Source organism: Paenibacillus macquariensis, assembly GCF_900156375.1.
Taxonomy (GTDB): domain Bacteria; phylum Bacillota; class Bacilli; order Paenibacillales; family Paenibacillaceae; genus Paenibacillus_AQ; species Paenibacillus_AQ macquariensis.
Genome location: NZ_FTNK01000001.1, coordinates 273,370 through 298,597, shown reverse-complemented (window position 1 = coordinate 298,597; position 25,228 = coordinate 273,370). Strand labels below are relative to the sequence as shown.

General features: G+C 35.3%; 25 protein-coding genes and 4 pseudogenes. 23 read left to right on the top strand and 6 right to left on the bottom strand.

Annotated features, from left to right (window positions below):
- Positions 1-26 precede the first annotated feature (26 nt).
- The 5 genes from BW961_RS01320 to BW961_RS01300 form a co-directional block, all read right to left on the bottom strand.
- Positions 27-323 carry an AbrB/MazE/SpoVT family DNA-binding domain-containing protein gene (locus BW961_RS01320; protein ID WP_068589972.1) on the bottom strand — a complete coding sequence of 99 codons (297 nt, stop codon included), beginning with the start codon at positions 321-323 and terminating at the stop codon, positions 27-29.
- A 77-nt stretch (positions 324-400) separates the two neighbouring features.
- On the bottom strand, positions 401-1,126 hold the full coding sequence (locus BW961_RS01315) for a hypothetical protein (RefSeq protein WP_068589974.1): 726 nt from the start codon (positions 1,124-1,126) through the stop codon (positions 401-403).
- A 654-nt stretch (positions 1,127-1,780) separates the two neighbouring features.
- Positions 1,781-3,100, bottom strand: coding sequence for a DEAD/DEAH box helicase family protein (locus BW961_RS01310; RefSeq protein ID WP_082867621.1), 1,320 nt, complete (start codon positions 3,098-3,100; stop codon positions 1,781-1,783).
- A 122-nt stretch (positions 3,101-3,222) separates the two neighbouring features.
- Complete coding sequence (locus tag BW961_RS01305) at positions 3,223-3,525, bottom strand: hypothetical protein (RefSeq protein WP_068589978.1); 303 nt, start codon at positions 3,523-3,525, stop codon at positions 3,223-3,225.
- Positions 3,526-4,339: 814 nt separating this feature from the next.
- Complete coding sequence (locus BW961_RS01300; protein WP_068589980.1) at positions 4,340-5,083, bottom strand: hypothetical protein; 744 nt, start codon at positions 5,081-5,083, stop codon at positions 4,340-4,342.
- A gap of 750 nt (positions 5,084-5,833) precedes the next feature.
- On the opposite strand from BW961_RS01300, the gene BW961_RS01295 reads away from it, so the two are divergent.
- The 15 genes and pseudogenes from BW961_RS01295 to BW961_RS01230 all read left to right on the top strand — a co-directional run bounded on the left by BW961_RS01295 (position 5,834) and on the right by BW961_RS01230 (position 19,228).
- Positions 5,834-6,388: a tyrosine-type recombinase/integrase gene (locus BW961_RS01295; protein ID WP_068590558.1), complete on the top strand. Its 555-nt coding sequence runs from the start codon at positions 5,834-5,836 to the stop codon at positions 6,386-6,388.
- Positions 6,389-6,739: 351 nt separating this feature from the next.
- A complete protein-coding gene (locus tag BW961_RS01290; protein ID WP_068589982.1) occupies positions 6,740-7,261 on the top strand; it encodes a hypothetical protein in 522 nt (173 codons plus the stop codon).
- A complete protein-coding gene (locus BW961_RS01285) occupies positions 7,258-8,646 on the top strand; it encodes a hypothetical protein (RefSeq protein ID WP_068589983.1) in 1,389 nt (462 codons plus the stop codon). Before BW961_RS01290 ends, BW961_RS01285 begins: the two co-directional genes overlap by 4 nt.
- Positions 8,630-9,742 (top strand): hypothetical protein, encoded by a 1,113-nt coding sequence (locus BW961_RS01280; protein ID WP_068589985.1) that lies wholly within the window; start codon positions 8,630-8,632, stop codon positions 9,740-9,742. The genes BW961_RS01285 and BW961_RS01280 overlap by 17 nt, the downstream gene beginning before the upstream one ends.
- Positions 9,743-9,828: 86 nt before the next feature.
- Positions 9,829-9,912, top strand: coding sequence for a DUF6979 family protein (locus BW961_RS31835; RefSeq protein WP_394327644.1), 84 nt, complete (start codon positions 9,829-9,831; stop codon positions 9,910-9,912).
- A gap of 4 nt (positions 9,913-9,916) precedes the next feature.
- Positions 9,917-10,894 (top strand): HNH endonuclease, encoded by a 978-nt coding sequence (locus BW961_RS01275; RefSeq protein WP_068589987.1) that lies wholly within the window; start codon positions 9,917-9,919, stop codon positions 10,892-10,894.
- 23 nt (positions 10,895-10,917) lie between these two features.
- The gene (locus BW961_RS01270; protein ID WP_068589989.1) at positions 10,918-11,235 is read left to right on the top strand and encodes a nucleoside triphosphate pyrophosphohydrolase; all 318 of its coding nucleotides are present in this window, start codon (positions 10,918-10,920) and stop codon (positions 11,233-11,235) included.
- Positions 11,236-11,300: 65 nt separating this feature from the next.
- Positions 11,301-12,191 (top strand): glycerol kinase, encoded by an 891-nt coding sequence (locus BW961_RS01265; protein ID WP_068589992.1) that lies wholly within the window; start codon positions 11,301-11,303, stop codon positions 12,189-12,191.
- Between the two features lie 43 nt (positions 12,192-12,234).
- Positions 12,235-12,882 (top strand): restriction endonuclease, encoded by a 648-nt coding sequence (locus BW961_RS01260; RefSeq protein WP_244555834.1) that lies wholly within the window; start codon positions 12,235-12,237, stop codon positions 12,880-12,882.
- A 625-nt stretch (positions 12,883-13,507) separates the two neighbouring features.
- Complete coding sequence (locus tag BW961_RS01255; protein WP_068589996.1) at positions 13,508-14,506, top strand: LAGLIDADG family homing endonuclease; 999 nt, start codon at positions 13,508-13,510, stop codon at positions 14,504-14,506.
- A gap of 457 nt (positions 14,507-14,963) precedes the next feature.
- A pseudogene (locus BW961_RS01250) lies at positions 14,964-15,089 on the top strand (sporulation initiation factor Spo0A C-terminal domain-containing protein); the annotation flags it as partial.
- Between the two features lie 148 nt (positions 15,090-15,237).
- Positions 15,238-16,140 (top strand): tyrosine-type recombinase/integrase, encoded by a 903-nt coding sequence (locus BW961_RS01245; RefSeq protein ID WP_394327641.1) that lies wholly within the window; start codon positions 15,238-15,240, stop codon positions 16,138-16,140.
- A gap of 140 nt (positions 16,141-16,280) precedes the next feature.
- Positions 16,281-17,027: pseudogene (locus tag BW961_RS01240) on the top strand (IS30 family transposase); the annotation flags it as partial.
- Between the two features lie 705 nt (positions 17,028-17,732).
- On the top strand, positions 17,733-18,053 hold the full coding sequence (locus BW961_RS01235; protein WP_068589998.1) for an ArsR/SmtB family transcription factor: 321 nt from the start codon (positions 17,733-17,735) through the stop codon (positions 18,051-18,053).
- Between the two features lie 95 nt (positions 18,054-18,148).
- Positions 18,149-19,228 (top strand): Rossmann-fold NAD(P)-binding domain-containing protein, encoded by a 1,080-nt coding sequence (locus BW961_RS01230; RefSeq protein ID WP_068590000.1) that lies wholly within the window; start codon positions 18,149-18,151, stop codon positions 19,226-19,228.
- Positions 19,229-19,457: 229 nt separating this feature from the next.
- Here the strand turns inward: BW961_RS01230 and BW961_RS01225 are convergent, their stop codons facing one another.
- Positions 19,458-20,432 carry a tyrosine-type recombinase/integrase gene (locus BW961_RS01225; protein WP_244555833.1) on the bottom strand — a complete coding sequence of 325 codons (975 nt, stop codon included), beginning with the start codon at positions 20,430-20,432 and terminating at the stop codon, positions 19,458-19,460.
- A 148-nt stretch (positions 20,433-20,580) separates the two neighbouring features.
- Between BW961_RS01225 and BW961_RS01220 the strand changes: the two are divergent.
- The 8 genes and pseudogenes from BW961_RS01220 to BW961_RS01185 all read left to right on the top strand — a co-directional run.
- Positions 20,581-20,719, top strand: a pseudogene (locus BW961_RS01220) (sporulation initiation factor Spo0A C-terminal domain-containing protein); the annotation flags it as partial.
- A 185-nt stretch (positions 20,720-20,904) separates the two neighbouring features.
- A complete protein-coding gene (locus tag BW961_RS01215; RefSeq protein WP_068590002.1) occupies positions 20,905-21,879 on the top strand; it encodes a tyrosine-type recombinase/integrase in 975 nt (324 codons plus the stop codon).
- A 229-nt stretch (positions 21,880-22,108) separates the two neighbouring features.
- Complete coding sequence (locus BW961_RS01210; protein WP_068590004.1) at positions 22,109-22,306, top strand: hypothetical protein; 198 nt, start codon at positions 22,109-22,111, stop codon at positions 22,304-22,306.
- A 243-nt stretch (positions 22,307-22,549) separates the two neighbouring features.
- A complete protein-coding gene (locus tag BW961_RS01205; protein ID WP_068590006.1) occupies positions 22,550-23,197 on the top strand; it encodes a restriction endonuclease in 648 nt (215 codons plus the stop codon).
- Positions 23,198-23,273: 76 nt separating this feature from the next.
- Positions 23,274-23,933, top strand: a complete 660-nt coding sequence (locus tag BW961_RS01200) for a hypothetical protein (protein ID WP_068590008.1) — start codon at positions 23,274-23,276, stop codon at positions 23,931-23,933.
- A 3-nt stretch (positions 23,934-23,936) separates the two neighbouring features.
- Entirely contained in the window at positions 23,937-24,173 is a 237-nt protein-coding gene (locus BW961_RS01195; RefSeq protein WP_082867622.1) for an excalibur calcium-binding domain-containing protein, read from the top strand.
- 153 nt (positions 24,174-24,326) lie between these two features.
- Positions 24,327-24,533, top strand: a pseudogene (locus BW961_RS01190) (IS1595 family transposase); the annotation flags it as partial.
- Positions 24,533-25,042, top strand: coding sequence for a hypothetical protein (locus BW961_RS01185; RefSeq protein ID WP_139331494.1), 510 nt, complete (start codon positions 24,533-24,535; stop codon positions 25,040-25,042). The pseudogene BW961_RS01190 and the gene BW961_RS01185, both read left to right, overlap by 1 nt.
- Positions 25,043-25,228 lie beyond the last annotated feature (186 nt).

Below are 25,228 nucleotides of genomic sequence, written 5' to 3'. Positions count from 1 at the left end.
GTATTGTTCCCTTCTATATTTTGATCCTAATCTAGCGAGTCCTCTGTTTTAACTACATAACATCTCCCAAACTGAAATTGGAATAAAACTGTATCTCCTGTATTTAAGTTCAATTTGGTTCTAATTTCGATTGGTATAGTAACTTGTCCATCTGTATCAATTGGTTCTGATTCTGCTTCGATTTTAAGATATCGTTCCTCTTGTACTTCTTCCCACGTTCTTCCGCTATTATTAAAGTGTTTATCGTAGAGCAGACCAAGTAGCTTAATACGCTGACCATTGTCCATAATTTCGATCTCAGTCATTATTTCATCTGCTGTCATAGAGTTAGCTCTTTAATAAAATTGAATGTGGAGATATTTATGGTTTTTTTAACTTATCTCTAAGAATATTAAATTGGTTACATCATAGAATATCCAAATTGCTTTCTAAACCATTCATGTAAATCATTACTTACAGAAACTATGGCTTCATTTATGGCTAATTTTGAAACTCTTTTTACTTCATTCTTAATCTTTAGAAACAGTGGATGATTCTCGCCTATAAAGTATTCAGGACGCCATTTATCATCTGCAACAAAAAATGCAATCTTCGCGTTATATGGAGCATCCATATTGTAGTTATCAGCTGAACCAAACCCATAGGAAGCATCACCTAAAACATATATGCTGAAATCAAAATTAGCTTTGTGTTCGAATGTAAGCTGATGTTGTATGTCAATTAAATAATCAAGAAAATATTGACCGTAATACTCTTCAAATTGCTCTTCGGAGGTAGGGAAAGGGGAGTATTCAAAAGGAGTTTCGCTAAATGCTTTACCTTTTACTTCGGCGAACTCCTTAGAAATAAGTTGTGATTCCTTCCACAAGTCATGACTAGCTTCATATTTTTTTTTAGCTAACTCAGCATACTCTTCCGTTGTAGCTTCAAGTAATTTGGTACTGAGCATCATCAAATGATTCATGGCTTCTATTTTAGACGATACAGTTATTTCACTTTTACTCAAAGAAATCAATTCTTTTTTCACATCTATTCCCCATGTTCCATCCTCATAGACACATATAGTATCAAAGTCACCATTCCAAATTACCTTTAACAATTTCTCTGGCATTTTCAATAAAGCCATAATAAACACAGCCACCTTTTCTATATATTGATAACGATCCACTTGCCAGTTTCTTTGGTTTTGAGATGAATCTAACTGGGATTGTTATTCCTCTATAATCACCTCCCTTCAATGGATGCTGAATAAAATAGAGATATAAAAAAATCCAAAAAAAAAACAGAGTGACTAAGAAGCTAGCCACTCTGTTTTGATATTGTATTTGATTCGTATCTGTATTTGTCTCTTAAGTATTAGCATTTAGTTATCTTCCCTTTCTGGTGAAGGATTGGTTGGTTGAGGATACGATAATATAATAACATAAAACTATATAAAAGTATACAAATAACATTTTACCTGTTACTGAATAAAGTATTGTTACTTTCATAAGTATATATTGTCAAACATCGTGTTAAATATGATGGGCAAAGTAATAGATTTAGAGAACAAATTATAATGCTATTTATATTGGGTGGTGAGAAAAAGGGTACTTCTAAGTCAAACCAAAACGAAGTTGCGGTTTGCCAGAAGTATCCTTTTTGTTGCCACAATGTTTTTGTCAAAGATAGAGAGAAGGGAGAGAGTATTATTTATACTTTTTTTCTTTAAGGAAATCATTTTGAAACCCTTATAAACACTGGGATTTTCATGTGTGCTTAGGCATATATTTGCCTAAGATTATAAATGCCAATCACTTGGTGCTTCGTCAGTGATTGCATTCAGAGGAGCTTCTTCGAATGCTTCGCTAGTTAGATACTGTTTCAATAAACCACGCATTCGACTACTTGGGATATAGATGTGAATTGGTTGATCATCTCGAATACGACTTCTCCATACCCATTGTATAAGTTCTGATAATGCCCATGCATCTTGGTCAACTTTAACTCCATATTGTTCAAAGAACTTTTTCTCAATAGGATTCATAAACCTGTTAATTAGGTAAGCTAGATGGGATCTATCTTTGTAAATATTGGTTGCTCTAGTAGTCATGGAAATAAAACACTTAGCGAAACCTTTTGGTTTTACTTTATTCATTATTTTTCCTTTGTTTTTTTCTTTTTTTCCTTCTTTTTTTCCCATAACAGTTGTCCATAGGGCAGTATTCTTGTTTGCATTACACTTATTTGTTAAGAAGTTATATGCATTATTTCTTAGTGTAACTAATAAATCTTTATTATCAGGCTTTTCAAACCAGCTAGTTGAGAGTGCATGTCTCTTATCACCAATTACATTGAGCTGACCTTCATAGATAGATATATTCTGACTAAGTACTGTCTTGTCATGAATTTGTCTATTCTCATATGGAACTAAGATATAACCTTGTTGTTCTTTAGTAACAGACAGATATTGGTACTTCACTTCATGTAAGTCGTAATAGTATCGCTGAAATTGTCCTTTAAAGAGATAAGTAAGTATGAATACATCTCTGAACATTAGAAAAAGATCACATGGAAGATTCCATATTAGGGCTGAGCTGTTGCAATACATAAGATTACCTGATAAAGCCATGTACTTAATGTCATTGTATTTTGTGTCATAACCGATCTTATCATCTTTCCACTTGATGAACGTTAATCCTTTATCATTATTTACATATTCAATGACACCTGCATTAAGTAAAAAGTTCAAATCATCTTTACGTAATGGGACTTGTTCAATTACATTCATAACTTCATCAAGAATAAGTGTGTAATCATTACTACTTATTAAATCTCGTGTTTCAGCATTCGCCATTTGAAATAAAGCGTGTGTTGTGCAAATATCATTTCCTTGTCCCAATAGACGATGTAAGTCATCAAGTTTTGTTACTCCTTTTATGGATTTAGGATCATAGAATTTTCGATTCACAACTGCTTGCTGAACTCTTTCAACCTCATCTAAAAAAGGGGTGACATAAATAAATCTATGTGATTCAGTACTCATTTCATTCATGTATTCAATTGCCCACGAAGTCTTTCCATAGCCACATGGTGCATCTACAACGTTAACTGTTGTCATTTTCATTTCTCCTTTAAATTGTGATTTCAGTATTAACTTATCTGATATGACGTAAGATTTGTTTGTAGCGAGGCAAAAGCAAAGAGAGCCTTCAAAAATCTGAAGGCTCTATAACTTCTTCCTTACTCAAATAAATCTCGAATGTCTTCAAAGTCTTTATTGTATTTATCTAAGACCTCTTGGGATTTTTTAATTGTTATTATGAATAACCAAAATCGTTGCATGGTTTTATGGTCTAAACCAGTACAAATACAAGGTATGTTAAAATTTACTGTATAGTATTGAGCCAGGGAAGCAGAAGTAATCAGTAAAGGTACTTTTCCATCGATGCCAAGATCATAGTCTTCCTCAGTAAGATAATCAAACTCTTGAAGAGGTTCCTCTCTGTGTCCACATGGTGCATCTACAACGTTAACTGTTGTCATTTTCATTTCTCCTTTAAATTGTGATTTGATTTTGGTTTTTAACTTAGTAGAGATTGCTTAAGATTCATTGTGATACCATCTGCTCAAATGTTCTCTGGAAACACCAGATTTTGTGGAAATAAAATATGGTGAAGCTCCTACAAACGTGCGTAAATCATCATCGTTCATGTATAATCACCTCCCTTCACGAATTTGTGATCTATTAGGTAAAACAAAAAAACTCCCCGATTTCTCGGAGAGTGAGTACACCATTTAGGGTATTTTGATTTCCTAATGTAAGTTGAGTAAGTTATGTAACGCAGGTAAGATGCAATGCATCTAATCGATATGAATCTCCCAGCAAAATTATGGAGAAGTCATTGGTTGTAAATTGTGCTTTTTGTTTATCTCCCCTATATATACACATGCATGAGACCCTCAAAATCACACGAGTAGGGTGAACTTTTTTTGATTTCTTAATGTAAGCGAAGTAACGCAGGTAAGATGATTTTATCTAATCGATATGAAACTCCCAGCAAAATTGTTGAGAAGTCATTGGTTGTAAATCACATTAAATATAGTCCACCAAGTAGTCACTCTACCTCTATAAATATATAGTAAGGTATGGGTGAATATTAGTTTGTATAGATTTAAGTACGATTAAAGCGTAACACACAAATAATCTCTTTACTGTAATGAGAGTGCATAGATAAGGTAGCCAGTTAGACATATTGAATCAGTAAATCAGATAATAAATAAAGAACATTCAGATAATCTGTTTGATCTGATTGATGATATGAAGTACACAAGATATAAGGTAGTTACGAGATGAATGTTAATCGATGAAATTCATCTTTATCAATAATTCGTAAAGTCCCTGATGATTTAAATTGGTTTTATCTAATAGGTCTGCCAAAGTGTGATTTTGGTTATTAAAGTGTTTAAATGAAAGATACATTGCATAATCACCTGATGTTCTATATTTTTCTTTTGAATCTCCGATGGTCCTGCTGTTATTTTTACATAAAGAGATACAAGCTAATTCTGCTTCTTGTGAGCATCCGATAGTATGTCTTATTTTTGGACTAAGTTTTCCTGTCCCAGTTTTTATAGGATCACCCATTGCATCGACATTTATAGTGCTATAAGAGATATAGTTTTCTTTTGCGTTCATCTTTGAATTATTATTGATGTCCTTAAGAAGCTTGAGTTTTCCGTTAGAATCCTCGACCCATGTGTCGCTCGCTCTTGCATCATCTATTTTTAATTCAAAGATAGCGATGATCTTTTTACTGTCTCTGTGAATAACAACGATGTCTGGTCGTATGGATTTCTTTACCCCATTTAACATTGTCGATAGATTTACGTCAATTAAAAATAAGTAATTTGATTTAATATTTAAGTTATTTAAAAATTCAGCAAATTTGTCCTCAACTACGTGAGATAAAGACGAATTATTGCCCCTAATCATAGAATCCTCGAAAATGCGCTTTATCTTTTTTTGAAAAGTAGAATCGAACTCCTGCTTCACCTCTTCAACAAATATCTTTAATAGATTATCGAATAAAGTTTTGTCCATATATTCTCCTTTTAGATAAAAAATAGCCATGGTTACATGGGAATGCGATCTCAATATTATTATATATTACGTAGGATAAATTATCCGAATATTTATATAGGATAGCGTAGCTACGATGTGTATAATTGGTAACTCTAAAAGATATCCATCCTGACACCCATCTTAATTAATTCCCGATACGAGAAGATATGAGTGTCAATCTATTATGTATTCAATAGGTATTATCGGTTGATGATTAGTTTTTTGAATCGAGATTTAAAAAGCATTGAACGACTGTGAATATATGGAATTTGGTTAGACAGCGTAACTATTATCGAAAGAACCACGATAATGAATTGTAGGATTCGCTTAAATCAATTACGTTTGTGATACATGAAAAAAACGCCCACTAGGGACGTTTATTCTGCTTCATATTCTTTTACACGACGATAGAATGTGTTAGGCTTCATCTCGATATGGTTCACCTGATGTAGTTCAAACTAGAATCAAGAGAGCTATCACAAATGAGTAGACTCACTTCGGACTAGTGGACATTCAGTGTTATCAGTAGTTCGTTCGGAGTGTCTCATATACATGTTTCATGAGTTAGAGATAATATTTAAACGAATGTACGTTTTTATCTAAAAACATACATTCGTTTTGTTGATTGTATTGACTATTTCTAATTTAAATAGTAGGATCTAATTATACAAATAAAAACGTACATTCAAAACGATATAGAATAAGGAGTCCTACGAATTGACTATAATAATGAATCAAATTAAAGATGTCCAACCTATACGTAGTAAAAAAGAAATCGATGATATGAAATGGTCGTTAAAAAGATGGTGTTCCGAACGTGACTACATATTGTTCTTTATCGGTATTAACACAGGGTTACGATGTGGCGATATATTAAAACTTAAAACAGCAGATATTCTACGTATGAACAAACGTGAGTTAAAGATAAAGGAAGGAAAGACAGCGAAGGTCAGAACCATTGATTTTAATAACATCTATGATGAAGTTAAAGCTTATGCTCAAACAGTTAATAGTGAGTGGCTTTTCCCAAGCCGAAAAGGAGAAGAGCCAATAACAGTCACGCAAGCGTACAGACAATTAAACAAATCTGCTGACATGGTTGGTCTTGAAAGTGTAGGCACTCATACAATGCGTAAGACGTTTGGCTATCACTATTATTCTCGAACAAAGAACATTGCCATGTTACAAACTATTTTGAATCATTCCACTCCAGCAATTACATTGAAATATATAGGGTACAACGATAAAGAAATAAGCGATTCGTTAAAGGACTTCTACTTGTAGAGGTCTTTTTTGTATGGAGAGAGAGGAGGGGGCATGGGTTTACAGTTGAAAAATGGATGTTATTTGCGGAAAGCGTCATAACACATACAGCCAGCAACTCGATGGTGATTTGTGAGCGATACGTTAAAGATGAAAGTTCCAACATAGAGCGATAATTTTATGTGAATACATTATTGAATTGAGCAGGCTATTGAAAACTTAATGTTAGAACATAGTTTGAGAGAGTTTGAAATAAGGTGTCGATATATGTTGATATTTCTTGATGGATTTAATATTTACCGTATCAAATCGAAGTTTACTTTGGTAAAATAATCCTATGAATTAGAATGTATTGAATGGGGGAACTGAAATATGTCTGATGAAGAAAGAATTGAAGATAATACAATAGAAAAAACTCATGACGAGAGCATCGGGATAGCATATGAGCAAGGCAATTTGCTGTATGAATCAAGAATGAGAGAGTTAATTAAAAATGTGGCAGAGCATGAAGGATTTGGTAACATTAGGATTGGTAATAAAGGAGGTATAGCGTTACAAAATGCACTAAGATTTATAACAGTAATGTTTACTTATGAATTGCTTGATATTTTAACTCTACAGAAGAAAATTACAGTAAGTGGAAAGTCGGTGAATGATACTCTTACTAAACTGCTAGGAAGAACTGATTCCTTTAATGTTACTATTCACGAATTAGAAAGTTTGATTGCAAATTTACAGCATAAATCAAATGACACCTCAATTACAAAAGCAATGGATTTCGTAAATATAATTGATGGTATTTATAATACTGTAACGCCTCCTTCAGAGGATGAAAGCGAAGATGAAGGTGAAGGTGAAGTTGTTACAGCGGATGAGGAGACTACAGACAAATGAGCTTAAAAGAGCAGAAACTTTTTTTTACTAGAAATGGAGAGTTTACTGTATGGGAAAAGTTAAACGCACTTAGCTTACCTCTACTAGAGAAGCTGTATTTTTTTGTGTTTGAAAAAAAATACATAGGTGATTTTTATCCCGCAGATAATGAATTTTCATCATTTCTTTATAGAGCGTTTGAGGCACTAGAAGAATCTAAAGAAAACCAAGGAATCTTTGAACTGGAAATCAACAATACCTTTAGTGAAATTATAACACCACGATGTGACTTTAATGCTTTAATATACCATGTTTCAGGAACAATGTTAGACATCGAATCCTCACGATTGAATCTTGAAGAATTAAATAAACATGATTTCGAAATTGATGGTCTTGAAATGGAGTATTGGTATTATCCTGAAAAGGATATTGTTGATGTTAGATTTACAAGTGAGAAAAGTTCATATTTTAAAGAAAATAATAACTTGCAATATCTACATACAGAATTACGAGTATACTTAGGATTTAATATTGTGTTAATGACAAACTTTTCTCAATATACTCATACTGACACTGAAAAAAATAAATTCATAAAAAGTATAATAGTGTCAGTTTCTTCATCTAGAAATACTGTCATTGCTCCAATTAAATTAAGTGATCATTCACTAAGAAAATTAATAGTCATGGAAGACCAAAATCTTCCTGCTAAATTAAAATTTCAAATTGAGGGACGTTTCAAGGTAGATATAGATATTAGCCACGATGTAAACGTTCGTGACCTTATCTCACAAGAAGAGATTAAGTACTTTTATGATAAATATCCATTATCATTAATCCGAGTTAAAATAAGGGATGATGCTGATAAATTGATGAGTTTGGATGGTAATGAAGGGAAAATGTACTCAAGATCACAGAATTTAGATCCTGAGGATATTGATGAGTTTATTGAAAAGATAAATATTTTACTTGCGTATGATTATTTGAATGTTAATTACCGAAATGAAATAGGCAGACTTGCTTATTACCATATAGTGGGGTCGGATCAACTGAAAGATAATATTGTTAGTACTATTTATAAAGATATAGAAAAATACATCTTATCAGAGACTCTTGATTATACGGGTGTTTTTGTGAAGCTTTTAAGTAATTCATTCTTTTTTTGTTTGAAAGACAAAAAGATATTATCGTCAGTTATGCCAATTGATTTACTTGAAAAATTTGATGGTAGAATGATTAATTATCTTCAAAAAATAACAAACGTTAAGATAAATGAAATAGGTGGAATATTAGCTCACTTACTTGATTTATATAAAGAAAACTTAGATGATGTTTCAAAACTCACTATAGCTATTGATGATTCCATCAGTACAGTAACGGAGTTGATTCGAAATGCTTCTGGGCAGTGAGTATGATACTCTAACAAAAATAGCAATGAATTATACATGGCATTCTGTAACTGGGACTTTTCAGTTTAGCGAGAATGATTATAAACTGAAATTTCCTGATGATGCTAATCTTTTTTATTTGAAAAAGTTAGTTATTAAAGGTTTTGTGAAGTATAGTACTAGAACACAATTAGTAGTAGACACAGTAGGTTGGATTACTGAATTTACTAGTTTAGTTGAAAAGGAAGTCAAAAGAAAAGGCTATGAGTATAGATTCGAATATAATTTACAAGAAAACGTAATTAAAGTGAAATCTAAAGATACAGAAATCATTGAATTTAATGTGAATTTTTGCGATGAAATATTGAATTATAACAACACGATTAGTTTTGTATATGTTCCAACTTTTGATTCATACGTATTTTGGCTTGATATTTTGAATGATCCTAGGATGTTTGATATGTTTTTGGCATTTATAAATAAGCAAATTAGTAGTTTCAATTTTCAAAGAAGATTTAGCTTTACATTTTTTGAAAATCTAGATGCTTCTTTTTTAAGCGAAATATATATTAATAGTATTCCAGACTATTTTAAACAAGCGAGCTTTACAAAAAGTAAAGTAATTAATGAACAATGGCAATGGTTAATGAAGTTGTATTTAAGAGAGGATTTAGACGCTTATATTGTCGAGAAAGATAATATTTATTTAATAATTTGTAAATTAGATGGTCGCCTTGAATTTGTTTCTTTTGATGATGAAGGAAATATTGATTATAGTCAAACGATTATTGATGAATTAGATAAGTTAGAATCGAAGTTGAGAGAAAAAGTGACATCTTATCGGCGAATAAAATTACATGTCAATAACAAAGTAACTGATAACGCAAAAACAACAACTCAGATAGCTGGTGTATTGATTACTCCAGTAAATTTGCTAATTTTATTTGGAATTTCTCCATTAGGTCTTACTTGGATGAAGGATGTTATAAATTCAATTTATTCATATATTTTTATGGGTGTGCTTCTTGTATTGATCATAATGGGTTATATATTTTGGCTTGTAATTCCTAATATTAAACTATTAAGGTTTAATTGGAGGTTGAAATATGATCATTAGATAGATAATGATCATATTTTTTTTAGATAGAGAGCTGTAATTGCGCTAAATGCCTTGATATTTTACATAATTCCAGAAAAGCTGAAATGAATGGCACAGAAAAATCACATAACTCCCAAATGGATGTTGTGCTTGAACTCTGGAAAAATAATTATATTGTAATGGAGTAAGTATATGACATTCTTAGAGAGATGGTTACACATTGTTAGAAGTTGTAGTTACGTCAATACATATAATGTAGCGTGGGCTAAGGCTATAACAGAAATTGCTGTAGAGAGTACTTTTACATTAGAGAAAGTGGAAACAGTTGAGATTCAACTAAAGGACATAGCAAAGAAAGTCATTCGTTACTATTTTGAGCAAACACTGTTCTTCGACCTTCAGCAAAGTTCAAACCCTCAAAAAATACCCGTAGTAGTTTCTATTGTGAAAAAGCTGATTGATATTTATCAAGTAAAGACAGGATCATTAATGCCTATAAAGTGGTTCAAGTCTAATATTGAAACAGCTTGTAAGTCTGAGTATGAGAAAGCTGTTAGCGATACTGTAAAAGCTCTGAAGACTGATGTGAGTTATCGCTTCTTAAGGATTCAAGGTATAGAAGTTGAAGGGGTCTATCAGTACGAGCAAAGAGCAAACAGTTTGTTTATTCGATCTGATGATCTACTCGCATTAAAAGAGAATAGATTAGCTATCTTAGATGCCATCAATTATCGCTGGACGCAGATGCTGGAAAACTTCAATCACTCGCCTAGGTTATCGAAGAAAGTAAGAATAATTGATGAAGATACGATGAAACGTAAACCACTTGGAAAGTTCGCGTCTTTTTTATATATGGAAAATCCTCATACCCAATGTTTTCTGTGTAGCTTGAAGATTGAGAACGAAACACCTGCTATAGACCATGTTATTCCTTGGTCTTACTTATATTCTGATGACTTATGGAATCTAGTATTTGCACATCAGTCGTGCAATAGTAGCAAGTCAAATGTGATACCCAGTGAGGAGATGATACAGAGACTTGAAGAAAGGAATAAGGTCTTACTTCAACGAATGAAGGAACAAGGAAAGCTTGATAAACATGTTTCTGAACTCGAACTAGCCATTGAAAGCAACTTTGTACGTAAGTTTTGGATTGCATGTCAGGGCTAAGAGATTAGAGTGGAGGATGAGGTTTGAAGACATATAATAAGCTTGTACGTGATAAGATTCCGCAGATCATCGAAGCAAGTGGAAAGCAATACACTGTAAGGGTGATGGATGAAACTGAGTATGCGATAGCTTTGAAGACTAAGATGCAGGAAGAATTGAACGAGTTCCTTGAAGCATCAGAGGAACATCAGATGGGTGAACTTGCTGATCTGCTCGAAGTGGTATATAGCTTTGCGTTTAGTAAGGGCGTTCGGGTTGAGGAACTGGAGGGCATTCGTCAAGGCAAGTGTGATGAACGTGGCGGGTTTCTCAATAGGATTTTGCTTGTTTCAAGTGAATGAACATGATACTTAGAAGAATCCTCATTAAGATAGATTGAAGCTTATATGACAGGGGACTATAAAAAATGACAGAGAAGGTAAAATACCAATCGACAACAGCATTGTCAAAAGAAATGGGTTTATCTGCTAAGGTACTATTCGAAGTAATGATGAACAATGGGTTGATAAGTAGAGAGAATGATACTTGGGTTCTAACAGAGCAAGGAAAAGTAAATGGAGGTATCATCAAGCATCATCCTCAACATGGTTCTTTTATTGCTTGGGATGAGAAAATCAAGGATGTACTTGATCTAACAAAGGATAATGAAGAAAAACTCATTAGTGCAATAGGTTTAAGCAAACATTTTGGGATATCTAAGCTTCGAATTAATCCAATCCTATCTGAACTTGGTTTGTTACAGAAGGGAGTTAAGGGATGGCTAGTAACTAAGCTCGGAGAGAGTGTAGGAGGAAAACAGTTTGAATATGACCAAAATGGTGTTCCTTATGTATGCTGGGAATCAAGTATCTTAACAAACAAACGATTGAATGAAACGATGGAAGAATTTCTTGGTGAAGAAGCAAAGGATGTAAAGGAATATAACAAAACAGAAACAGTTGGTTTCAGAGAGAAGTTTGAAGCAACCCATAGATCAGCAGACGGTCATTACGTGAGATCAAGAGCAGAAATGCTTATTGATAATTGGTTGTATATGTCTGAGATTGTTCATGCTTATGAGAGGAAGCTACCTATAGAGGAAGATGTTTATTGTGATTTTTATCTGCCTGTCGGTAAAGTGTATATAGAGTTTTGGGGGTTAGAAAATGATGCTAAATACAATGATAGGAAACAACTTAAGCTGGAGATATATAAAAAGTATGGGTTTAAGTTAATTGAACTTGACGACAAAGATATACTGAATTTAGACGATATACTTCCTAAGAAGCTACTCAAATTTGGTATTCAGGCATATTAAGAAACATTGGTTAGCTTAAATGAACTTAAGTAGAGGTGGATTTGTGCTAGGTCTTATTATTTCACTTATTGTTGTGGTTACTATAATAGTTGGTTTAATTGTACATAGAGGTATTAATAAAACGAAGAGTCATATCTATTCACTATCAAATGATTATAACTTGAAAGATATTGATATTACAGATATTGATAAAATGGAAGACGGTTCTGGATTTGAAATGTATCTATATAGGCTTTTCATTGAACTTGGTTACACTGGTGTATATAAAACTATAGGCAGTCGAGATTTTGGAGCGGATGTAGTATTCACTGATCGAGAGGGCGTAAGGAACGTAGTTCAGGCGAAGAGGTACTCTATTGACAATCCAGTTGGCATAAGTGCGGTACAGGAAGTATTCTCATGTATGAGATACTACAAGGCTAAGAAAGCCATAGTCATTGCTTCTGCTAAGTTTACAGAACCATGTGAAACGTTGGCAGGAATAAATCATGTAAAGTTGTTGGATCGTGATGATTTGATAAGCATAATTGAAGCATTCAAGAGAGAGGATATTCAAGCAGTCAAGGACAGAATTGAAGCTGAGCCGAGGACGATCTTGGAATCATGGAGAGAAACTACTAGTCCAGTACTTCATGAAATTAAGAAGGACTATAAAGCAGAGAAGTTTGTTAAGAAGTTTGTGAGTAAATGACTTGATTAGAAAGTTGTATGATCTAATATTTTCATAGACTCTTAAGGTGATTCAAACTCGTCACAGTTTCATTACAGGGCTTGTACGATCAGGAGAGGATATTAGTGTGATACAAAGTCTTAGCGGTCATATGATTTTGAGGTATAGTATGCCCGAGTGAGGAAGATAAACAGAAAGCAGTTGATCGTATATTTAAGGACTAGCCACCTAACAGGTGGCTTTTTTATATGGAATGGGTCAGCTCTGAGTTTGCATCAAAATTGAGTTATCCTAACATCGAACTAGGTATATGGAAAAGTTAGGATTTACACCTAATAGAGAATTGACAATCTAATATACGGTGTAATTAGAACAACGATACCTTTAGACTGTTAGGTGGTTGGATATTAGTCTTGAGAGCAGGAGATTGGATAATAGATCAACTGGATACACTATGGAATATTATGATCAAACATTGCTTTATTTCATTTTAACAACTCTCAAAAACTATGTGCTTATTTTGTGCGACATAAATAGTGATGTTGCTAATTACAACAGACCAATACAGCTCGAATTTAGAGTGCTTTTACAAGTGAGATCTGTAACAAGGCATTTTGCTTTATCCTAAAGTATGGAGAGATGAATCATGAAAAACAGTTATACCGATGACCAGAAAATAAGGATTTGCGAAATATACAGTAACACTCACAGATTTAATGATGCTTTGATGCTAATTGAAAAAGTAATAGGAATTAAAATGGGGGAGTCTGCTCTAAGAACGCTTGTATCCAGATGTGGAATAAAGAAGTCAGTAACAGCTTTCACCAAACAAAGTCAACTGGAATTAGTTGAAATTGACGCGTTGATACTGGATTATGAATCAGGTTCATATACTCTGTCAGAACTCTGTGAAAAATATGGTTTTAAAACTAGAAAGTCCATTACTGATAAAGTGAAGATGTATGGTGGGAGAATGAGAAAAGTCTCGGAATCTTCTAGAGTACATTGCCAGTATGATGAAGATATTTTCGAAGAATTAAATGAAGATTGGAAAGCATATTTTTTAGGTCTATTACTAACTGATGGATATGTGGAGAGTAAAAAGGGTACTGTTGGTCTTGATTTGGTTGATAAGGAAACAATGAGATTTCTTTCTGAGAAAACAGGGAAATCAATCACTCTATGTAAGGAAAGAAGTAACGCTCAAGCTAGGCATAGAATATTGTTCACATCTCGAAAAATGGCTAATGATCTTAAAAGGCTATCTGTGGTGAATAATAAAACTCACAACTTACAAAAACCTAAGCTGAAACCCAGTGAACGTATTTATCTCCCTCACATAATAAAAGGAATTATTGATGGTGATGGATGGATAAGAAAGGACGGGAAGGAGTTTTTCATCGTTTCTGCATCTTATACATTTCTTGAATGGTGCAAAGAAGTTCTTGAATCTTTCGGAATGTTTGATTTAAAAATAACTACGATGCGAATGAGTAAATTGAATGAAAATTGGAATGACGCTTATTTGATAAGGACAGCAATTAAACATAATATTGAAATCCTTAAAGAAACAGTTTATTACTATGATATCGGTATGAAGATAAAAAGAAATAGGTTATTTCAGCAGGGCGATCAGAGATTGTAACAGTAGAATCTCAGTAAGTGACATTATGATGAATTAAATATCACATTATTTTGAATGTATAAGAAATGGTTACTCATTTTATTTGATAGCTTTAGAAGGCTGAAAAAGCGACCGAGACAAAGACTTGATTGCATGTGAACGTTAAGTATTCTGTACATAATTTGAAATTTGATTATAGCAAAGACCTTTCTAATAGTGAGAGGTCTTTTTTTAGTAGAAATGAACTCTAAATGATGCAGATACAAGCATATTAAAAAAACTGTTTTATAGTTCGGGTTTCGGAAAAGTCAATTGACATTCTATAGAAAATAGCTTACCTTGATCTTAGGCAAATTTGCCCATAAATAAACTTACTGGAAACCGATAAATATCCGATTTTAGTTGATTGTCTACTATTATAGAAGTAACTCTCTAGCGACATGCTCTAACGCTTCCAGCCCTTACTACATAAGGATTCGGCAACATCGACTCCATCAGCCACCTGTTCGGCTACACGATCAATATAAGCAAGTCTAAGCCTACGAACTCGGAATTCATTGCGATGGTAGCAGATAAGCTTAGAATTGAGCATAAGGTCAGCTGAGGGCTTGCGGAGCGTTGTGTGGTAAGGGAAGCGAGGGATTGGTAATTATATACATACAATATATATAAGCCAACAAACTTGTTTTGAAGCCTATAAAGTATTCCCATCTCACCCGATAAACCTTTTTGGTTTATTGGGTTTTGTATTTGTGGAAAAAGAGATGGGGATAATACATATGAAGTTGTCGGAATTGGAGTTCTATCTTGAGGATTTTTTAGCTTATTGTCAAAATAAGAACTTATCACGAAAAACCATCAGTTCTTATGAACAGTCACTAAAGTTGTTTATTGTTTATTTAAAGAAAGAACATGATATTGATAAGGTGAAAGAGGTTCGTACAGGTCATATTAGACAGTATATTAACTATGTTCAAGATCGAGGGAAGTACACGGTGGTTTCAAGAGAATCAACTAAGAATATTAACTTTCCTGAGAATAGAACTGACTTTAAAAAGCAGGTTTCATCGATTACGATTAATAACTATATCCGTAATATAAAAGTTCTATTCAATTGGTTGAGACAAGAAGGAGAATTGCAAAAGAATCCTGTGGATAATATTTCACAGATTAAAACGGTTAGACGACAGAAAAAAGGAATAAGTAAAGAAGAGTTCAATAATTTGATTGAATATTTTGATTATACGAAGTTTCATGGGTACAGAAACAAAGTCGTAGTTCTCTTGTTGCAAGTCACTGGAATGAGGATTGGTGAATGTTTGGAACTGGAAGTTGATGCAATTGATTTTAAAAATAAGATGATTCTTGTTACAAAAACGAAGGGTAACAAAGAACGCTACGTATATTTTTCAAATGTGATGCAAAGAGAACTAAAACAGTATTTAAAGTTTAAGGATCGTTATATAGATACTCAATTACTTTTTCCTACCACAAAAGGAACGAACTTGACCATTCAATCTTTCGAGAAACAGCTGAAGGATGTCGGGAAAAAAGCTGGAATTGATGTACATCCACATCAAATTAGAAACAATTTTGCCAGACACTATCTACTAAATGGTGGAGACTTCTATACGTTATCTCATTCTTGGTCATAGTTCCGTGACAGTAACTGAGCAAGCGTATATGGACTTAACTCGTGAAGAAATAGCTAAAAAATATCAAAACCATAGTCCGTTGAGTAAGTGGAGGTTGCAAGGATAATAATCTTGAGAGGTAGAGGTATTTCTGTTAAGAGGGGAAATGGACAACGGAACTAGCCAAGCAAGTCGAGGAAAAACTACGACAGACGTGGTCTCCTGAACAAATTTCACAGTGGTACAAGACCACTGGAAATCCCAAGATCTCTTTCAAAAAAATCTACCGTTGGCTATACGATGGGCGTTTAGCATGTGCAAAGATAAGCATGCTTCGCCACAAAGGAAAACGACGTAAACCGTTAGAAACACGAGGACGCTTTCTGGTGGGTAAGTCGATTAAACAGCGGCCAAAGGAAATCCGGTCCCGCGAGACATTTGGACATTGGGAACTCGACACCGTTGTCTCCAGTCGAGGAAAGAGCAAGGCATGTGTTGCAACCTTGATTGAGCGAAAGACACGACTATATACGGCCATTAAAATGTCTGACCGAACAGCACTTTCTATGGAGATCGCCTTTGGCGTTGCTGCATCTCAGTATCCTCAGGGCACTTTCCAAACCGCAACCACGGATCGCGGGAAAGAGTTTGCCTGTTATGCCTCTTTAGAGTTCACTCACAACATCGATGTCTATTTTGCTGATCCCTATTCCTCCTGGCAACGTGGTTCCAATGAGAATGGAAATGGTCTCCTTCGAGAGTTCTTTCCTAAAGGCAAAGACTTCGCTGAGGTGACTGATGATGCACTAGCAACCGCACTCAATCTCATTAATAACCGGCCAAGGAAATGCTTAGGTTGGAAGACAGCTCACGAATCATTCATGAATGCCCTGTCGCACTTGGCTTGACAATCCGTCAATTGAAAACGCTCATCTCTTCGGAGGTGGGCGCTTTTTTGCGTTGATCTCAGCGGTGATTGTCGGTAGGTTCAGTGTTCAACGCAAAAACTTCGCAAATCAACGCGGTAACGAGCGCGCAAAAAATTACCGTAATCTGGAGTGGGACACATTCAAACCTGGTGACCGGAATATCTACATATCATTTTTTACCTCGGGGTTAACTCTCTATTACAACACCTATTTATAAAATGCTTGCTCCTTCATCATTTGTTCGATATATGTTTTAGCAGTATCAGTTATAATCATTTATAATTTCTCCTGTCTATTCTGGATACTTGTTATGCTTCTTACTTTGTATAAGCTGTTTTAATTTTTGATATCCTTTGATATCATTAGGTTCCCAAGGAATAAGCACACGCACCTACAAGAATGAGCAAACATGCTATTTTTGTAACCTGTGGTGTCATGGTGTCATCTCCTATTCTACTATTACATATAGACGGATGAAGAACAGCAATAGTTGCTTCTAGTTGCCTCTTTCTGCCTCAAAGGAAGCTAGGATCAACCGTCCCGCTTTATGATAATACATAGCTAACAATCACTAAGGAAGGAAGATGCGTTAACCTTCAACTTAAAACTCATCAAAGCATTGAATTATTTTGCGAAATACATTATGATATGTTTAAACAATTAAGCATTATAACGGAGTGAGCCATGAGCGAATTTATCGGCAATCAGAAGGCAATTCATATTTTCGAGAATCTAAGTCCCTATTTTCAAGGCTTGGGAGACCCCATTCGTCAGCAGATCATAGCGCTGCTGATCGACAAAGATAGTATGAATGTGACGCAAATCGCAGAGCATATTCCGATGTCGCGGCCTACCGTCTCTCATCACCTGAAAGTATTACGGCAAGCAGGGCTGCTTAAGGTTCAGAAAAAGGGAACAGAAATGTACTACAGGCTTGAGATTAACGAAGCGATAGCGCTTATGAAACAACTTGTCCATTTCGTGGAAGAGGAATGCGAGTGCTAGTGCCATTAACCAGGCTAGCACAATGACATTCCTATTTTTAGCAGTAATGCGTTGAATAAATTAAACGTATAAACATTTAAACGGAGGTCAATAATATGAACAGAAAAATGGTACTTATAGTAGGGGGATACGGTGCCGTAGGCAGACAGATTGCTCAAATATTACACGATCGGCACCCCGATCTGGATATTGCATTAGGAGGAAGGTCACCGGAAAAAGCGGCACCTTTCGAGTCCGTACGGGTCCAAACAGTCGTAGTTGATAATAATGCGGATGATCCACTGCTTTATGCAGGCGACAATATATCGCTAATCATTAACTCCGTCAACGATTTGCAGGATCGGCTGCTTCTGTCAGCAGTTAGAAGAAAAATTCCACTCATTGATCTTACTCGCTGGACAGAGCTATTCCAACAATCGGTCACCAAATTGGAGAACACAGAGCTTTATGCTCCTGTCGTGCTGTCCTCCGGATGGATGGCGGGAACGGCTTCACTGTTTGCCATGCTGCATTCGGCCTCACTTCAGAACGTCGCCGTCAATATTCATGCGCTATACTCACTGCGGGACAAAGCAGGACCCGATTCCACGGCGTATATGGATCGAATGGCCGTTCCATTCCATATTACGGAACCGGAGGGAAGCCGTCTTGTATTCCCAATGACCGATCCGGTCAAAGTTCAATTTCCTAACGGATATACAACAAAATGCTATCGGCTTGACACCCCGGATCATGTGACCCTGCTAAAGGCAAGCCATGTCGACTCAGCCAGCTTCCGCATCTCCTTCGACAGCAAAGCCTCCATCTACATGCTTGTTGGGCTGGTCAAGAGTGGAATATGGAAGATGATCAGCGGTGATCGATTCCGTTCACTTAGACGAAGTCTACTCTACAATCCGGGCGATGGCAGCGCACATCACGTCCTCATACATCTAAAGGGCCGGGATACTAATGGGCGCTGGGTTGAACGGAACATCGCGATTTCTGATCCACTTGGCCAGACTCATCTTACCGCCTTGGGGGCTGCAGTCCAAGCAGAAAAGCTATTGCGTATACCAGAGGACGAACCGCTGGCTCCAGGCATTTATTATCCAGAAGACCTACCCGATGTGCGGATGGACAGCTCTGCAATTATCAACTTTTTTAAACAATATGGGGTTCTTATATCTCACTAATGTTCTTTAGTTTCTGCGTTGCAGGTTTGTTACTTTGTAACAATGACAACAGTCCGCGAAGCGCCCCACCACTTCGAGCACTTCGCGGACGAATATGACATAAATGAAGATAGGCGCAGATTTAGCGGAGTGAAATCCGTTGAGTCTGCGCCTATTTTTGCGTTTACAATACCTTAATTAAACTTATGCTTACCACGTTTTTTCTCGTTTCCTTCATCTAATAGGTTCATTACTGGTGAAGCTTTATCGTGCTGTTCGCGTAAATCTGTTCCGTAAACTTCACGTACACTTGCGTCATGTTTAACGAAGTATGTCCGAGTATCCGAGCAAGCGCCATTGGGTCACCGCCTCCGCGTAGAAACTTAACCGCAAAATAGTGGCGGAATGTGTGAGGCGAAACACGCACACCAGTAACGCCAGCTCTCTTGGCATATAATTTAAGCATCTTCGCGAAAGTGTCACCGAAGTACTTCTCGCCAAATTGTGTAAGCCACAGGTAATCGTCTTCCCCTACGTCCATATATTCGATTAGCTTTTCAAGTTCACGGACTGTCCGTTGTGATATTGGAACTATGCGTAAAGTGTTTGTCTTTGCTATCTCGGCACGAATCGTAATTTGGCGAAGTCTAAAATCAATATCCGATAGTCGCAGGTTCGTCATCTCTTTTAATCGGAGCCCCCCGTCACAGAGAACGAGCATCATACAATAATCGCGCCTTCCTGTGTATACGCGTCTATTTGGAGCGTTTAATAATTTTAATACATTCTCATCGTTGAATACTTCAAAGGTTTCCTTTTCCTCCGTTTGGTAACCGATAGGCTCCATTGGGGAGCGCGTTATGATACGCTCATTAACGAGATGATTAAAAAATATCTTCATATTCCGTATTGCGTTGTTTACAGTACGTGGGGATAATCCGAGTTTACCGTTAGGGCTCGTAGGGTGATCATCCCATCTTGTTTTCTCAAACGTAAGGTAATGAATGTAGCTACGGAACGTATCCGTATTTAATTCCGCATCCTTTTGTACATCGTACCATTTACGAAATTGCGAAAGCACTTGCTCATACGCGGAGACTGTACGAGGTGATCGTTTTTCAATACGCTTCCTCTGTAAAAATCGTTCTACTTGCGTTTCTAAGTCGAAATTAACGGACTGATTGCGCTTAGAAATGAAGCCGAATTTCGGAGTATTACGTGACATTTATTGGCGTCCTCTCTAGCGATAAAGTATTACTAAACGTTCCGACAAAGAACACGTAAATTTATCGCTATGACCGAATGCTGACCGTTGAATTTACGTAAAGTTGCCCGGGAAATAAATTCGAAGTGAATGCGGAATCCCTTGCTACGCCTGGACACGCGGCAACATCGACTCCATCAGTCACCTGTTCGGCTACACGATCAATATAAGCAAGTCTAAGCCAACGAACTCGGAATTTCATTGCGATGGTGGCTGACAAGCTTAGAATTGAGCATAAGGTTAGCTGAGAGCGTAAGGATTGATGTATGGTAAGGGATTGCGATGATTGGTAAACTTTTACTTCCAGAACAATTATGGCAGTGAATATCTGGAATTAGCGTTTCCAAACTGATAAACTTCTATAGGACAAATCAACTAATACCGCTATTTATTGGGTTTGAGAAAAATCCAACGAAAAGGCGGTATTTCTGTTATGACAGACATTGAATTTCAGTTAGATAATTTTATGCTCTATTGTTTATCCAAGAATTTATCACGGAAGACGCTAGGAAGTTACGAACAAACATTAAAATTATTTGTAGCTTATTTGAAAAATGAGTTCCAAATCGAAGAAGTAAAGAAAGTTCAGTCAGGTCATATTCGTCAATATATTAAGTATCTAAGGGAACGAGGGAAATATACCGTCGTTAACAAAGAAGAATCCAAACAGAGTAATCATCCTGAGAACAGGAAAGATTACAAAAAGGAATTATCCACGACTACAATTGCAAATTACATTAGAAACATCAAAGTGTTTTTTAATTATCTGTATACGGTAGAAAGAGAAATTCCAAAGAATCCAGTTGAAAAGATTGAAAATCCTAAAATTGAACGGAAAATGAAGAAGACATTAAAGCCAGAGGAATTGAAAAGAGTGTTTGGACAATTTGAAACAAGTACATTTCATGGATATAGAAATCGAGTTATAACAAGAATACTGTTGGATACTGGCATGAGGATTGGTGAATGCTTGAGTATTCTTCCAGAGCATATAGATTTTCAACATAAAAGTATTCATATCACGAATGCTAAGAACAAACAGGAACGCTTTGTATATTTCTCCTTTAAATCAGCTAATGAATTAAAGCAATGGCTACGTTATAAGGACAGATATTCTGAAAGTCCATTTATGTTTCCCACAACTAAAGGAACACAACTAAATGTAAGGAATTTTGAACGGGCATTGCGTGATGCTGGAGAAAAGGTTGGAATCCACATTCATCCTCATCAACTAAGAAATGATTTTGCTAAATACTATATTTTAAACAATGGAGATTGGTTTTCCCTTTGTAGAATATTGGGGCATTCTTCTGTGGAAGTAACTCAGAAAGCATACTTGGATTTTTCAGACGAGGAAATTGGGAGGAAATATCAGAAACATAGTCCACTGACCTTCATAGAGGAATAATAAAATGGGTATTAAGCACTCTTGGAACAACAATTAGCTAGAGGGTTACCCTCCTTAATCCAGAAGTGAATATAAACTTACGTAGGCTTCCTTCATTTGAAGGTAAGTCTATTTTTTTTCTAGTTTGTTTAAAGTAATGGTTAATATAAGCATCCAACATATACTCTATTGCTATATTCATCCAGTGAGAGATAAGATGAATATAATAATTCAATTGGGGGATATACATATGGAGGGTTTTGCATCAATTTTAATTCTTGAGTACATGGATGACTTATATATTATCCCAATGGTATTATTGTTTAAAAATAGTTGGATAACACAAAGGGATGGTACAGTTCCACCGAAAGTAAGAGTTGAAGAAATAGAGAACTTTACATATGAATGGGCAAAGAGAGAAGGATTTTTAAAACACGTAAACGGCTAGATTAGCAAGGTTTGCTTGTGAACGGTAAGTGGTTCGTTTCAGAATTGATTTTTTGAATACTGATGTAAGTTATCGCTTCTTAAGGATTCAAGGTAAAGAAGTTGAAGGGGGCTATCAGTACGAGCATATAGAACAAATCAAGCCAAGCCTTTTATTTAGAAACGTATATGATCATAGAACACAGAGTTAAGCTAAATCAGATTATTTAGAAGCAAGCATAAAATTGAGTTGGGGGTTTGTTCTTTGTTTGGATACATAGTCTTTGCAATCATTATCATCGTATGTGTTGGGACTTTGATTGGATATATAATCAGGAACAAAACGGCTTATAAGAGTGCTAGTCAACCATCGGAAGAGAATTATGCTTTAAAAGCAATTGATATTTCAGACATTGATTTGATGGAAGATGGTACTGGATTTGAGATGTATCTATATAGATTGTTTCTTGAATTAGGTTACAAGGGAGTATATAAGACAGTTGGGGCTAGAGATTTTGGTGCAGATGTAGTTTTTACTGATCGAGATGGGATAAGAAATGTGGTACAGGCGAAGCGATACTCTGCTCCAGTAGGCATAAGCGCAGTTCAGGAAGTATTTTCCTGTATGAGGTATTATAAGGCAAAGAAAGCCATTGTGATAGCTTCTGCTAAGTTTACAGAACCATGTGAAACGTTGGCAGGAATAAATCATGTAAAGTTGTTGGATCGTGATGATTTGATAAGCATAATTGAAGCATTCAAGAGAGATGATATTCAAGCAGTCAAGGACAGGATTGAAGCTGAGCCGAGGACGATCTTGGAATCATGGAGAGAAACTAATAGTTTAGTACTTCATGAAATTAAGAAGGACTATAAAGCAGAGAAGTTTGTTAAGAAGGTTATGAGTAAATGACTTGATTAGAATGTTGTATAATCTAATATTTTTATAGACTCATAAGGTGATAAATAGCAATTTATTGGAGGAAGATATGAACTATATTATTTCAAATTTAGATTGGATATTTTCTGGTGCTGGTCTAGTAATAGTAGGGGGTATATATAGGTTCTTCTTTAAAAAAAAGAATCCACCCATACCACAATACATAAAAAATCAAAATGGTTCTAAAAATATCCAAACGGATGGAGCTGTAACCGTAAATAACAATACGACCAATATTTTTAATGGAAATGATAAAAATCCACAGAATGGAAAGCGTTTTGAAATGGATGAGCGTTTACTTGAAAGTATAATTGAAAGAATAGAGAGTGAGTCTTTGTTACAAGTAATAGAAAGTGTTCATACATCTTGTTCATATAATATAGAGGAAAGTAAAAAACTTACGGATTTTATAGATTTTTCTCGGAAACCGACTACAAAATACTTTAATGATGAACTTAACACAGTCTTGGATCAACTAATTAATTCATTGAATGAACTTAGTACATTCATGACACTTAATTTTTTTACACGGAGAGCTGGTAGAAAGGATTTCTATTTACGTCCAGATTTCGATATCGATCTTGAAGGACGTACAGAAGAAGATATGATACTATTTCATAAATATCAAGAAAAACTAGGTGGATTTTGTTTGAAAGCAATGGAGAGTATAAACGAGTATGCCTACAAGTCAAAATTAGTGTTGTACTGATTAATGGAAATTATCGCTGAAATTAGTTTCCGTGAGGTAATTAAACTTCTAAACTTTCGTTATCAGGTTCAAGACTTCTGTACGGAGTTGAACAAGGTGTACAAAGGTGGAGTGGCTCGTTCCTCCTCAGTCAAAAACAAGGGTGGGAAAACGAAGCACAAGCCTTTTGTTTCTCAGGCACTGTATGACGCCAATAAGAAGAGTGATCGAGACAAAGACTTGATTGCTTGTGAACGGTAAGTGGTGTTCGTTTCAGAATTTAGTTTTAGCAAAGACCTTTCTAATGAGATAGGTCTTTTTTTGTGTAGTGAGAATCAACGCTAAGGGAATGGTAACTTATAGTATAATCTCAATAACTAATTAGGTGAAATCACCGAAAATATAAAGGAGAAATTATATGCACGTTTGAAACAATGGGCTTACCCTTTTAAAGGTGTGGCTACCAAATATCTTGACAATTACCTCGCTTGGTTCTTGTTCGTAGATAGCCATAGTAATGAAACCACAAAACATAATATAAAAGAGTTTCTATTAACATCATTTGTATTTGAAATGATGGAAACAAACGACAGTTTACGCTTATCAAAATTCAGTGCATAGTGCTTATTAATCTAATTAAAGAGGGGATTATTATAAAAAAATATATTCCGATTGTGTTGCTTTGTTTCACTTTAATATTATCGGCTTGTACCCAACGTGAAGAAGACACACAAGAATATTCAGGAATTATTGTTGATGGTAAAGTTATGGGCTATGAGTACACCGTAACCAAAGAGGAAAATTCATTCTCTTGGAAGGTAGGTTACAAAGGAGATATAACCACTATCGAAGAAAGTATCGACAATCAAGATGAATTACAAAATTTTATGATGGCTGTAAGCGATAGTAAATTGATACTTTCAAAACTAATCATATCGTTATCATACTTTATAATTGTTGCAGTAATTTCGTTTTTCCTTTATAAGAAGAACAGAAAAACACTTAAAGATGTTGCAATTGTAGTTGTATTAGCAAGTATTATTGCATTATATATTGCTATTGATGCATCTTTTGATTTAAGTATTGCATTACAAGATATTAAACTTCACTATCTAAGGCTAACTAATTGAGATAATGAGGAAACCCGATAAAAAACTTGGGAATAATGAATGTGTATCAAAGTAGCCCGAAACTCCACATAATAGAGCATTCCAGCTGTGTCACTGACGCCCTTTGTTCACCAACATGGATTTTCAGAGAAGTGGAATCAGGAGACACATACAACCAGCTAAGTCTGATGATCCGTTCCCTTTTGA